Origin of the sequence: Aliikangiella sp. G2MR2-5 (assembly GCF_015687155.1) — a bacterium.
GTDB lineage: Bacteria > Pseudomonadota > Gammaproteobacteria > Enterobacterales > Kangiellaceae > Aliikangiella.
The window spans coordinates 24623-38367 of record NZ_JADPQF010000006.1 but is presented as its reverse complement, the minus strand read 5'-3'; the positions used below and the strand labels follow the sequence as shown (position 1 = coordinate 38367).

At 42.7% G+C, this 13745-nt stretch carries 10 protein-coding genes; 8 read left to right on the top strand and 2 right to left on the bottom strand.

Features of this window, described 5'->3' with window-relative positions; all coding sequences use genetic code 11:
- Positions 1–78: 78 nt before the first annotated feature.
- From sohB to IYN84_RS16995, 3 genes are all read left to right on the top strand, one after another.
- Positions 79–1269, top strand: coding sequence for a protease SohB (gene sohB, locus IYN84_RS17005; protein WP_196140466.1), 1191 nt, complete (start codon positions 79–81; stop codon positions 1267–1269).
- 25 nt (positions 1270–1294) lie between these two features.
- Entirely contained in the window at positions 1295–1960 is a 666-nt protein-coding gene (tmpT, locus tag IYN84_RS17000) for a thiopurine S-methyltransferase (protein ID WP_196140465.1), read from the top strand.
- A gap of 137 nt (positions 1961–2097) precedes the next feature.
- Positions 2098–4026: a S9 family peptidase gene (locus IYN84_RS16995; RefSeq protein ID WP_246723024.1), complete on the top strand. Its 1929-nt coding sequence runs from the start codon at positions 2098–2100 to the stop codon at positions 4024–4026.
- Between the two features lie 112 nt (positions 4027–4138).
- On the opposite strand, the gene IYN84_RS16990 is transcribed toward IYN84_RS16995, so the two are convergent.
- Positions 4139–5497: a dicarboxylate/amino acid:cation symporter gene (locus IYN84_RS16990; RefSeq protein WP_196140463.1), complete on the bottom strand. Its 1359-nt coding sequence runs from the start codon at positions 5495–5497 to the stop codon at positions 4139–4141.
- A 313-nt stretch (positions 5498–5810) separates the two neighbouring features.
- Between IYN84_RS16990 and IYN84_RS16985 the strand changes: the two genes are divergently transcribed.
- Positions 5811–6905 carry an arginase family protein gene (locus IYN84_RS16985; RefSeq protein ID WP_196140462.1) on the top strand — a complete coding sequence of 365 codons (1095 nt, stop codon included), beginning with the start codon at positions 5811–5813 and terminating at the stop codon, positions 6903–6905.
- Positions 6906–6993: 88 nt separating this feature from the next.
- On the opposite strand, the gene astA is transcribed toward IYN84_RS16985, so the two are convergent.
- On the bottom strand, positions 6994–8013 hold the full coding sequence (gene astA / locus IYN84_RS16980; protein ID WP_196140461.1) for an arginine N-succinyltransferase: 1020 nt from the start codon (positions 8011–8013) through the stop codon (positions 6994–6996).
- Positions 8014–8410: 397 nt separating this feature from the next.
- Between astA and IYN84_RS16975 the strand changes: the two genes are divergently transcribed.
- The 4 genes from IYN84_RS16975 (at position 8411) to IYN84_RS16960 (ending at position 13744) form a co-directional block, all read left to right on the top strand.
- Positions 8411–9619, top strand: coding sequence for an aspartate aminotransferase family protein (locus tag IYN84_RS16975; RefSeq protein WP_196140460.1), 1209 nt, complete (start codon positions 8411–8413; stop codon positions 9617–9619).
- A gap of 191 nt (positions 9620–9810) precedes the next feature.
- A complete protein-coding gene (locus IYN84_RS16970; RefSeq protein WP_196140459.1) occupies positions 9811–11484 on the top strand; it encodes an FAD-binding protein in 1674 nt (557 codons plus the stop codon).
- A 317-nt stretch (positions 11485–11801) separates the two neighbouring features.
- Positions 11802–12377: a hypothetical protein gene (locus IYN84_RS16965; RefSeq protein ID WP_196140458.1), complete on the top strand. Its 576-nt coding sequence runs from the start codon at positions 11802–11804 to the stop codon at positions 12375–12377.
- Positions 12378–12460: 83 nt separating this feature from the next.
- Complete coding sequence (locus IYN84_RS16960; RefSeq protein WP_196140457.1) at positions 12461–13744, top strand: ankyrin repeat domain-containing protein; 1284 nt, start codon at positions 12461–12463, stop codon at positions 13742–13744.
- Position 13745 lies beyond the last annotated feature (1 nt).

Here is a 13745-nt window from a genome sequence, read left to right as displayed (position 1 = left end):
GATACTCATCCTGTTTTAGCATCCTGAGTCCAGGTTATTTGGAAAAATAATTACTCATACTTTAAATGGAGACTCTCTTTGGAATTTTTATCTGAATACGGCATGTTTCTCGCCAAAGTCGTTACTATTGTTATCGCGCTAATTGTGATCGTCGCGGCAATTGCCAGTGCTGGCCAAAAGAACAAGAAGCATTTTGAAGGACATATTGAGGTGAATAACTTATCTGAAGAAATTCAGGAAGTTAAAGAGGGTATGTTAAAAGAGCTTTTGAGTGACGAAGAGTTTAAAGAGCTTGCCAAACAGAAAAGAAAAGAAGAAAAAGCTGAACAAAAAAAGAATAAGGAAAAGGCTAAGGCTCTGGCAAAATCCGCCAAGAAATCCAAGTCTTCGGTAGAAGAGTTAGCTGATGAGCAAGCTCAAGAAACAAAAGAAAAACCGGAAAGTGAGTCTGACGTTGCTGAAAGCCCAGATGATCAGGAAACCGATATTGATACTCCAGATAAAGATGGCGCAAAAATGTTTGTTCTTAACTTTGAAGGAGATGTCGAAGCCTCCGATGTTGAAAACCTGAGAGAAGAAATTACAGCGATAATCACCTCAGCGAATAAGCAGGACAAAGTTTTGGTACGTCTGGAAAGTCCTGGAGGTTTGGTTCATGCCTATGGGCTAGCGGCTTCACAATTGAGCAGGATTAAAGAGGCTGGTCTAGAGCTTATCGTTGCTGTCGATCAGGTTGCTGCCTCGGGTGGATATATGATGGCCTGTGTAGCAGATAAAATCATTGCGGCCCCTTTTGCTGTGGTTGGTTCAATTGGTGTCGTTGCAGAAATTCCTAATTTTCATCGATTATTAAAGCATAACAAAGTAGATTATGAGCAGCATACTGCAGGAGAATATAAGCGCACATTGACGATGTTTGCTGAAAATACTGATGCTGCACGAGAAAAATTTAAACAAGAGCTGGAAGAAACCCATGTTCTTTTCAAGCAGTTTATTACTGCTAACAGACCGGATCTGAATATTGAGAAGGTGGCGACTGGTGAGCATTGGTATGGAACTCAAGCGCTAGAACTTGGACTTATTGACGAAGTTAAAACGAGTGACGATTACATTATCAGCACATCTGACGACATGGACGTGTTTGAAATTACCTACCGAGTTAAACGTCCACTGGCCGAAAGATTTTCTTTTTCAGTACAGTCAGCAATGGAACGGGTTCTAATGTCTTTGTGGCAAAAGCATATTCAGTCGAGACTTTTTCGAAGCTAGTTAAATTCTGAATAAGGAATGCTTGATGGAGAGAGAGTTCTGGCTGGAAAAGTGGAATAGACAGGAAGTTGGTTTTCATAACCCCGATCCGCACCCGTTTCTTAGTCAGTATGCAGGTAAAGTTTTTCAGCAAAGCGAACAGATATTTGTTCCCTTGTGCGGCATGTCTGTTGATATGGTATATCTGTTATCTTTGGGTATTCGGGTCGTAGGATGTGAGCTCAGCGAAAAAGCGGTATCAAGATTTTTCGATGTTAGTGCAGGGTATGAGGGAGTTCAAAAGCCTGTGATTTCCCGAAGCGCGGAGTCACCACTAGCTCTTTACGACGGCGGTGATATCAAAATCTGGCAGGGAGACTACTTTTCTTTGCGAGAACACGATTTCGATCAGGTTCAGGCAATATATGACAGAGCCGCTCTAATTGCCTTACCCGAGAACATGAGAAAAAACTACGTTAATCATATGCATCGGCTTTTCCCATCGGCTAAGCTTATGTTAATTACCCTCGAGTATCCTCAGCAGGAAATGAAAGGGCCTCCTTTTTCAGTTGAACGATCTGAAGTAGAAAAGCTTTTCAATTTTGCTCAAATTAAAGTATTAGCAAAGATGGATATTCTAAAAGGTGAGCCAAAGTTTATGCAACGGGGGCTAACCGAACTAACAGAGTGTGTTTATCAGATCGACTGGTAGTACAAAGCTTTAGTCACCACATGAAGCTCTCCATGCCAAACTGATCCGAAAGTGCGACTCTATCTGGTGGCCACGCTCTCTGACGAACTGTTTGGTTATTCTCATTAAAAAACTAGATAAAACAAATGAATAAGACAATGAAATCAATAAAACCTTATGGCAGTTGGCAATCAAAATTGACCTCAAATCTCCTGGCGCAGAAAGGAAAACGCTTTGGTCAAATGCATCTGGATGATGGCTGGTTGTATTGGTTGGAATCAAGGGCCTCAGAGCAGGGGCGCGGCGTTATTGTTCGAAGTAGTAACAAGTCACTATGTGAAGAAGTTTTACCCGACTCAGTAAGTGTCAGGACAAAAGTACATGAATATGGTGGAGGAGATTTTCTCGTAAAGCAGGGGAGTGTTTACTTTTCTAATGCCGACGATAACCGGGTTTATGTCTTTGAAAATGGAGAGCTAACTGCGCTTACTCCGGTTGAGACCAACGTTGAAGACCGTTACGCCGATTTTGACCTGCATGAAGCTTCTCAATCGCTTATATGTGTTCGAGAAAGACATCAGGGTGAGACGGTGTTGAATCAGCTGGTGAGGATTGATCTTAAGTTGAAGAGGGTCGAAGTACTGCATGAAGGTTTTGATTTCTACAGCTATCCGAGAATCAGTCCTCTGGGTCATCGCCTTTGCTGGACCTGCTGGAACCAACCAGATATGCCTTGGGATTCTGCAGAGCTTTGGCTGGCAGATATTCATGATAGTGGTCAGATTGACGCTGTTCACAAGGTAACCGGGGGGGATAATGTATCTGTATTCCAACCAGAGTGGAGTCATGGAGGGGTTTTACATTACATTAGTGATGCGAGTGGCTGGTCGAATATCTACAGTCATCAGGGCGGTATGCTGAATGCCCTGGCTCCAACGAATAATGATTTTGGCGTGCCTCAATGGGTGTTTGGCCAAGGCACCTACACAATAACGCATGACGATAAAATTTATGCACTCTATTTTGTCGAGGGGCAACAGCAATTGTGTTTGATTGAGGAAGACAGCGGGCATGTCGAGCCGGTTGCTTTGCCATTTAAACATTTTGAAGGCCGGTTACTTTCTGATGAGGACAATCTGTATTTTTGTGCATCTGGACCAGCGATTGAGCTAGCGATGTACCGACTGGACTTGGCTAGCGGCCGGTACCATGCACTTTCAGAAATATCCCCCTTTGTATTACCTGCTGGTGACGTCAGTATCGCTCAACCAATCTCTTTTCCATCGGCCAATGAGCGTACTGCCTATGCTTTTTACTACCCACCTAAAAGTAGTGAGTTTGAAGCCAGTGAAAATGATTTGCCTCCATTAATAGTGATGAGTCATGGTGGACCTACAGCGGCCACTAATTGCGCGCTCGATCCTGGTATCCAGTTTTGGACCAACAGGGGCTTTGCTGTAGTAGATGTTAACTATGGGGGAAGTACAGGGTTCGGAAAGGCGTATCGAGATCAATTGAATGGTCAGTGGGGAGTTATCGACGTAGAAGACTGTATTGCTGCAGCCAATTTTCTGGTAGCAGAAAAGCGGGCAAACCCTGATGGACTTTTTATTCGCGGAGGAAGCGCTGGAGGCTACACCACGCTGTGCGCATTGACTTTCTTTGATGTATTTACAGCTGGAATGAGCCGCTATGGTGTCTCTGATCTTGAAGCCCTGGCTAATGAGTGCCACAAATTTGAAGGCAGCTATAGTGATAAGCTGGTTGGTCCGCTTCCTGATGCCATTGATATTTATAAAGCACGTTCGCCTATTTATCATACAGAGCAGCTGGCCTGCCCAATTCTTATCCTTCAGGGAGCAGATGACAAGGTTGTACCACCAAACCAGGCTGAGAAAATGGTTTGTGCTCTGGAAGAGAAGAAAATACCTTACGCTTACCTGTTGTTCGAAGGTGAAGGCCATGGTTTTCGAAATGCTGAAACCGTAGTAAAAGCACTTAATGCGGAACTATATTTTTATCGAAAAATCCTTGGGGTTGAATCGGATGAGAATATAGACGCTATTGAAATTAAGCATTTGAACTAATATCGTTTTCTCAAGCTTTGGTTAGAAACGGTGGAAAGGTTTGCTCTCCACCGTTTTCCGCAGGCAGGCTGTCGGCCTGATTGATTGATTGATTGATTGAATGAATGATTGATTAATTAGTGTCGTGAGTTTGTGTTACTGCCTGAGCAAGTTCCTGCTCCATGGATTCATCAAAGTGAGTCTGGCCTTCATCAAATATTCCTGCATTTGGATCATTGAAAACTTTGAGATCCAGCTTTCCTTCACTTTTGGCAACCACTGTTGAAACGACAATATCTCCAGAGACATTTACCGCTGTACGAATCATATCGAGAAGCCTGTCGACGCCAAGAATCAGACCAATGCCTTCAACAGGAAGTCCTACCTGAGCAAAAACCATGGATAACATTATCAAGCCAACGCCAGGAACGCCCGCTGTACCAATTGAGGCCAGGACTGACATTAAAATAACAGTCAGATAGCCTACTAAGCCTAATTCCACTCCATAGATATTGGCGATAAATACAGTAGCGACACCTTGCATGATGGCGGTGCCATCCATATTGATTGTTGCGCCAAAGGGTACAGTAAAAGAAGCGACAGAATTGTTAACGCCAATCCTTTCTGTCGTTGTTCGTAAAGTAACCGGTATTGTTGCATTGGAGCTGGAAGTACTGAAAGCAAAGACCTGTACATTGCGAATTTTTGACAAGAGCTTTAACGGGCTAAGGCCTGAAAATAAAAACAGGACTCCTTGTAGCGTTACAAACAGGTGCAAAAGCAAAGCGAATACCAATACTGCAACATAGCTTATAAGCTCTAGAAGCAAAGGAACCCCTAGTTGAGCCATCGATTTTGCGAGTAAACAAAATACTGCATAGGGGGCTGTTGACATAATAAGGCCAACCATCTTCATCATAACTTCATTAAGCAATTCAAAGTTGGTTACTATTGGTTTGGCTTTTTTACCAACTAGCAGGATACTGACTCCGAATAAAATGGCAAAAAATATAACCGGTAACATATCGCCATTGGCCATGGCATCGATAGGATTAGAAGGGATAATTTTGATTAGGACTTCAGAAAGTGGGGGGGCTTCTTTTCCGGTAAAAGTCGATTCCGCGCTTTTTTCGATACCGCTACCTATTCCAAAACCTGCAGCCAAAGCGATTGCAGTTGCGATAGCTATCGCTGTTGTTAACAGGTACAAAACGAAAGATTTTCCACCTATTCTACCAAGTAATCTGACATCGCCAATTCCACAAACTCCACAGATTAATGAAAATAGTACCAGTGGGACAACTAACATTTTTAAGGCATTGACAAAAAGTTTTCCTGCAACGTGGAAAAAGCCGTTAATAACCTGGTCATTTACAAAGGTACCGGGTACCAGTAAGGCATTGTCAAAAAGGTAAGTGTGGCTAAAGTTTAATCCCAGGCCGACCAATAGCCCGGCTCCCATTCCTATAAGTACTTTATTAGTCAGATTCATAGCTTTTTATTATTCTTCCTTTATTGAAGGGCTGTTATGGCGAACAAGGTTAACAGTTTCTATCGCCAAACTGAAGTTGACCGAAGGCCGAACTCTGTGGTCATGGTTACATAAGTAGCAAAAACTTCAGGTAAAGATACTGACCCCTTGCTTTTTCTCGCTTTTTTTATTGGAGGAACTTTGCTATTTTGTGCCCATGATTCGAGGCCGCGAAAGGTGTAAGATAAGCGGTAGAGATGTTCAGCTTTAAACGATGTTCAGCGTACAATTGTGTTCAGCTTAAAATTGTGTTCAGCTTAAAACTAGGTGATTAATGTTCGAAAAATTAGCAAATCAGTACTTATGTCCACCCGGTAACGGTGTTTTTACGGTCAATACAGCCAAGGAGCGCAAAGAGTCTCTGCACTCTGCTTTATATGGAAATGTCGATGAAGTTGAAACTGCGTGGCAGAAAAGTCTTAGTACGGTCAGTGAGTCGGATGACTTTACTGTTATGCTGGGAGTCTGTTCTGATACGGGCGGTGGTATTTTACGTGGAGCAAACTGGGGACCTCTATTTTTAAGAAATGCGATCCTTGCCCAGCATGGTGATTCCTATCCTTTGGATATGGGCGATGTCAGGGTTATTCCTCATCTTCTCCATGATAAATATCTCAATGAGCCGACCATCGATAATTGCCGTAAAGCGCTGTACCAGGGAGAGGGTGAGGATTTAGCTGTAAGCCCCTTATCTATTACGGAAAAGATTTGCGATGCTTTCTATGAAAGTCATCCGAACAAAGGAATTTTTGCCATGGGGGGAGATCACTCGGTGAGCTATCCGCTGGTAAAGTCATATCTCGCGGCCAAGAAGAAGCAAGGTAAAAAAGCGGCAATTATTCATTTTGATGCGCATACCGATCTTTTGATTGAGCGTCTGGGCATTGATCTTTGTTTTGGTAGCTGGTGTACCCATATTCTGGAAGGACTGGATGAGCCATCGTTATTAATGCAATACGGTATCCGTTCCAGCGGTAAACCTAAGGCTCATTGGGAAGAAACTTTTGGTGTTAAGCAGTACTGGGCTCAGGATGTATTGAGCCGTGGTGCACAAGTGGTCGCAGATGAAACGGTTGAAATTCTCAAGCAAAAAGGGGTTGATGAGATCTACGTCAGTTTTGATATTGATGGTCTCGATGCCAGGTATGCATCTGCTACCGGTACACCTGAAGTTGACGGCCTGTCGCCAACTGATGCACATACAATTATCGATACCATTGGTCAGCACTTTCCGATTACTGGTGCCGATATGGTTGAAATTGCTCCATTTGTAGTTACCGAAAACGCGGATGATGAGCCTAGAGCTACTTTGGAGGCTGGTGCTGCGATTTCAGCTCAACTGATTAAATTAATGAATAAAAACCTATAAGGTACTTCAACAAAAAAGCCGCTAAATTAAACAACTAAGCGGCTTTTTATGATAATTCTTAAGAGCTTAACAATAAGCGAAGAGCAGATTAATAATATCTTACTCTTACTGTATCGCCTGCTTTTACTCCTAAAGCGTCTGCACATTCCTGGGTGATGACCACATGATTGTCTTTTGGCGGTGCCAGTTTCGCCAAACACGCCCGAAAGTCCTTGAGGCCGGTATTACTTAGCATTGCATTGGATGCTGAGTGAGGATCTGAACTGCCAATTTCAACTTCAAGCAAAATACTGTCACGAACGGTCAAGACTTCTTTGACTGGCGCTTCAATGGTAGGGCCACCATCAAAAATATCGACGTAACCAGTATATCTGAATCCCTCAGCTTTCAACATTTGAACCGCGGGACGAGTTTGTTCATGAACTTCACCCAGAACAGCCTGAGCTTCCTCGGAAAGCATGGGAACATAAACTGGGTGATGCGGCATTAGTTCGGCAATAAACTGGTTGTTACCTTCGCCATTTTCTTTGTCAGCGGTTTCGAAATCTACCCCAAAAAAGTGCCTGCCAACACTTTCCCAGAATGGAGAGCGGCCAGTGTCATCTGAGACACCACGCATTTCTGCACAAACGCGATCACCAAAACGCTCGGGGTGTTCAGCCATAAATAAGAAGCGGCTTCTCGATAGAAGAATGCCGTTTCCTCCTCCGCGGAAGTCAGGAGACAGGAATAGTGTGCATATCTCTGAAGCACCGGTGAAGTCGTTGGTCAAAGTCAGGAAATTCAGCTTGCGATAGATATCCATGGAAATGGAGTAATGAACTTCGGTGTTGAGCTTATAAGTATAAAAAGGTTTGCTGGTGCCGACTGCCGCTACCACGCCACTTGTGCCGACAACCTGGCCTGTTTTGGTGTCTTCCAGAACAAATAGGTAACACTCGTCACACGGGTTATTTTCGGTTTTGTCGAAAGCGGCCAGGGAGTTTTCAATTTTTCTCTGCAAGTGCTCACGGCTATGGGGAAGTGTTGTTAATCCCGAGCCAGTTTTGCTAGCCAAATCGACTATATCATCAAGATCAGCCATTTTGACCGGGCGAATAACCATCATACTTAGAGCACTCCTTACATAGAGGGTTAAAGATTTAAGGGGCTGTATTATACTCAGGTTTTCGTATCAAGGTAAAAGCCCCTTAATATCAAGCCGTTATGAGGGTGAGATATTTGAAAGCATTATAGTGCAAATGCATTATAATTCAAAAGCCTGCGACTAAAATCAGTAATTTCTAGCACCGAAGGATAAGAATAAGCGATTGTGACCGGTAATATTGAATAAATTTTTTAGCTTTCAAAGCTGGTATCCCGATGTAAAATTAGCGATGATACGTTCCACAAATAAAAACGAATAGATGCTGTTTATTAAGTCCTTGTTGAAAATGTGTAATATTTGCACTGAACAGGATCTCCGAAAGACAGAAGCACAATTTAGTACGAATAGGAAAAAACGAATGACCTCAGTTACGAGAGAAACCTTTGACGATGTAATGGTACCCAATTATTCGCCTTTGTCGGTAATACCGATTAAAGGTGAAGGTTGTAAGCTTTGGGATAAAGAAGGTAATGAGTACATTGATTTTGCCGGTGGAATCGCGGTAAATGCATTGGGCCATTGTCATCCAGCGCTTGTTGGTGCTTTGAAGGAGCAGGGTGAGAAACTATGGCACTTGAGTAATGTCTTTACTAATGAGCCTGCGCTTGAACTGGCTAAAAAGCTGGTAGATAACACTTTTGCTGACAAAGTTTTCTTTGCAAATTCCGGTGGCGAAGCGAATGAAGCAGCTTTTAAGCTAGCGCGTAAATACGCTTCTGAAAACTTTGGTCCTGAGAAACATGAAATTATCTCTTTTAAACAGTCTTTCCATGGTCGAACTCTTTTCACGGTAAGTGTGGGTGGTCAACCCAAGTATACTCAAGGTTTCGAGCCGCTTCCTGGAGGGATTACTCACCTTGAATATAACAACATCGAAATGCTTGAAGCCTCAGTTTCTGATAAGACCTGTGCCATCGTACTTGAGCCGGTTCAAGGAGAAGGCGGTATTATCCCTGCGAGCAAAGCGTTTGTTGAAAAAGTCAGAGAGCTTTGTGACAAATACAACGCAGTCATGATTTTTGACGAGATTCAAACTGGTATGGGACGCACCGGTGAGCTTTTTGCCTATATGCTTCATGGCATCGAGCCTGACGTTTTGACCAGTGCAAAAGCTTTGGGAGGAGGATTTCCGATTGGCGCAATGTTAGCCAAAGAGAAATTTGCAGCAGCACTTAAAGTTGGTACTCACGGCAGCACCTATGGTGGTAATGCACTCGGTTGTGCAGTGGCAAGTGCGGCATTTGATATCATTAATGATCCTGCCACTCTTGAAGGCGTTAAAGAAAAACACAACTTGTTTAATACCAAGTTGCAAATGATCAATGAGCAGTACAACGTATTCGAAGAAGTCCGTGGTGAAGGACTGCTTATTGGTGCAGCGCTTAAAGAGGAATATCTGGGTAGAGCAAGAGAATTTATGGTGGCGGCATTGGAGCAAAATCTGATGATTCTTATGGCTGGTCCAAATGTTATTCGTCTGGCGCCATCTTTACTTGTTTCTGAGGCAGAAATTGAACAGGGTATGCGTGCATTTGAAAAGGCAGTTGCCAAGGTTGTTGCCGGATAATTCATCCAATATTAACAAACAACAACGAATGATAAAGGTAGCCAAATGGCTACCTTTTTTTGTTTGTGGAGAAAGCTTTCAGGTCATTACAAAAATGTTCATTTGATTAATATCAATACGGTGACGGTGTAAAAGGGTATAAGTAAGCATGGGGGAAATTTAAACGGAATATAGTTTTTCGGAGAAACCCGATGGAAAAGTCAGGCTGGCATCAAATAAAAACAAACCACCTTGTTATCGGCGCAGGAATTGCCGGACTGGTAACGGCGCTGGAACTGCTTAAACGTGGAGAGCAGGTGCTCATTGTCGATGCTCAGGGAGAAGATAGACTCGGCGGACTGGCCAGAATTGCATTTGGCGGTATGGCTCTAATTGGAACACCTGAACAAAAAAGACTCTCCATTCCCGATTCCCCGGAAAGAGCGCTTAGAGACTGGATGTCATTTGCCGAGCTCGGCGAACTGGATATTTGGCCAAAGCAGTGGGCCGAACTTTATTGCGAACGTTCAAGGCTTGATATTTACGACTATATACGAAAGTTGGGCGTTCGATTTTTACCGGCGGTCAACTGGATCGAAAGAGGCTGGCATGTACTGGGTAATAGTTTGCCGCGATATCATATTTTGTGGGGAGGAAGCGCTTTTCTGGTAGAAAAAATAAAGCAGCAGCTTTACTCATTTCCAAAAGAAAAAATCCGGTTTCTCTTTAATACCAAAGCCACCAAACTTTTGAAAAGTAACGGCAGAGTAAACGGCTGTTTACTTGAATCATTTGACTCAGTTTCTGAGCCGGATGTTCAAAATTTAATTGTTCGAAATTTAATTGTTCGAAATTCAATCGAAAAAAAAGAGATAGAGGTCAGTGCCGATAATGTCATCATTGCCGCTGGTGGCTTTTCCGGTGACCTGGAGCGGGTTAAAAAGAACTGGCCTGAAAGTTGGGGGCATCCGCCGCAACAGTTGCTTAACGGATCACATCCAACCAATGATGGCAGGTTACACGATCAGGTTATTGGGCACGGCGGGCAGGTTACTCATCTGAATAAAATGTGGAACTACGCCGCGGGTGTTGCAAAAGCTAATCCCGAATTTGAAGGAGAAGGACTTAGCCTGATCCCTTGCAAGTCGGCCCTCTGGCTTGATGCTAGCGGAGCGCGAATTGGACCCGAGCCACTGGTGACCGGGTTTGATACTTATGAACTTTGTCAGCGACTGTCACAGCTGCCTTTCGAGCACTCATGGCAGGTATTAAATCGTCGCATCGCAGAAAAGGAACTGGCCATTTCAGGTGCCGAGCATAATCCGATGATCCGTGATCGAAAGCTGTTCGGTTTACTGAAAGAAACTCTTTTGGGTAATTCACGGCTGGTTAATCAAATGCTTGCGGAAAACGAATGTTTTGTCAGCGCCAACAATCTTAAAACGCTGGTCGAACGAATGAACCAGATTAATGAGGGGGTCAGAGTTGAGTTTGATAAAGTAAGAAATTCAATTGAAACTTATGATCAAATGGTTTTGTCGGGAAAGAAATTCTGGAACGATGAACAGTTAAGGCGAATTACACAGTTGCGCCGGTGGTCCAGTGAGAAGATAAGAACCTGTTACCCCAAACCGATTATTGACGGGTCTGAGCTTATCGCGATAAAACTCAAATTGATTACTCGTAAAAGTTTGGGCGGTATCCAGACTAACCTCAATAGTCAGGTAATGGGAGTTGATGGCAATCCAATTGAAGGACTATTTGCTGTCGGTGAGGCAGCCGGTTTTGGCGGCGGTGGAGCCAGTGGTAAGCGATCACTGGAAGGAACTTTTATTGCGGGATGTATTTTGACTGCGAGGCAGGCGGTCAGGTATTTGACGAGTTAATTGGTATTTTTGAGATTCTTTTTAACGGGGAATTCAACTAAAACAAAAATTAAAGGTTATCTCTTTGGAAGACGTGAGGATTTTTCTGGTGATAATGTTCTTACCACGCTTCAAAACTCAATTATCTATTTGATTTTATTAGTTATTCTATTCTTGAGATGTGTATTTATCGTCAGTAAATCACGATAATAGCAAGACTTTACTTTATCTTTGTCGTTTAACTGGCTGTTTATAATACAAAAAGCACTTTAGGTATCTTAGAGATTTTCGTATTATCGTGATTTAGTGAAGATAATAATCTGTTAAGCACATAAGCTATGAGCAATGAAAAGGCACTAAGCAGACTTGGATATACGAAAGAGTGGTTATCTCACGGGATTATCACGGAAGAGTATCTTCTTGCCCAATATGAAGAAATACAAACATCTGATGATAAAAATGCCGAGCACTATCGAAACGGAGGCTTTTGCGATTTCTTAAGATCTAAAGATTCGCTAAGTGACAATGAGGTAGCTGCTATTTTTGAATTAACAGATAATGGTCCAGATAAATGCGACCTCCATGAAAATCGCATTATCGAGTTGATTCATTCTAATATCCTATCTGATAGCCAGCTCAATTGGATAGTTAGGTATCCGGAGGTTTCGGAGATGCCGATTCATAAAAGGTACTTAAGGGAAAAGCTAGCTAGAAAAATCGAACGTAGCTCTGTTAGCGATTGTTTTGAAGAAATAAAGTCATGTGGTGATAGCCATATCCAAGAGTATATTGCTCAACGTAGTGATCTGAAGGTTGAACACGTGAAGTGGCTGGCTGAAAGGGGCAGCAACAAAAAACTTAGGAATGTTGCTAAACAGTTGCTAAATAGCAAAAGGTTTAGGCAAAATGCTTAACAAGAACGAGCAGAGGACAATTTTCCGCTACGCTCCAATTTGCCACTGTCGTTGGCGTTAGGTTTTCGGATTAGGGAGTAAATATGGGAGCTTGGAGCAATAAGCCCTTTGGAAATGATACTGCGCTAGATTGGCTTGCAGAATTAGAAGATAGCAATGCTGGCGTAGAGCATATCATTAACACTCTTAAAGCTGCTGTGGATGCGAGTGATATTGATGCACCAATGGCCGAAGAAGTTGTGGCAGCTGTCGCAATTGTTGCTGCTGCTTCAAAAGAAAAAGTAATGGGTATATATCAAGGTGCCAAGCAATGGATTGAAAGAACTGCCTTTTCACCTGACCAAGAGATAAAAATACTTGCTGTTACGTCTCTTAATAAAGTTTTAACAGATTCAGAACTAAAGGATTTATGGGATGAATCTGGAGCGCTAACGAGCTGGATCAAAGTTACAGACACTCTCAGAGAAACCATTGAAAATGTTCTGGAAGAAGATGCTCCCCAAAGGGTTGCGAAAAAACAACGTCTTCCCAGATCTATAGGTAAATTAATTGATCTATATATCAAGAGTAAAGACTCAAAGATTGAGAAGAAAATCATAGAGAAACTTTCAAAAGTTGAGGACCCAAATCTACAGGAATCTGTTACGGATTATGATTTGCCATTAAATTTAGCAGCAAAAGCAGGTGTATCTGAAATAATTAGTATGCTTATCGAAAAAGGTGCTGATGTTAACGCTCGATCTAGATATGGTTATAAAGCTCTCCCTTTAGCATGTGCTCACGGGAATATTGCGGCAACCAAGGTATTGCTTGATAGCGGTGCTAGCCTTTTTGAGAGTTACCCAAGATACAATGAGAATGGCGATCTTGTAGAAGAAAGGCACGTTTGCGTTGGAATTTTGTCTGCTTCACGTAAGGGAACGCCTGAGTTGATAAAACTTTTAGTAGATTATGGTGCGGACATTAAAGAACAGGACCTAAACGGTGAGACCCTTCTTCATAAGGCCGCTGAATCCGGTAATCACAAATTACTAGATTATCTAATTACATCTGGCCTAGAAGTAAATCAACACAAAGGATTTATTAATGAAAATCCTAGATCACAAGGCGATTTTCCACTTCACTATGCGGTAAAGGCACACCAATTGGGTTCCGCAAGAGTCTTAATTGAACATGGTGCAAATGTAAATGCGTTGGAGTACTTTATTGGGTCTGAACATAAATGGTTCAATACACCTTTAGATTTGCTGGAGGGTGAGGAAGACAGTGAACTGTTTGAATTCCTGGTTTCAAAAGGAGCTTGGAAGTCTTGTGACATGAATGAACCTAACAAATTACTCAACTTGACGCCTGGCGGCGCAAGTTAGT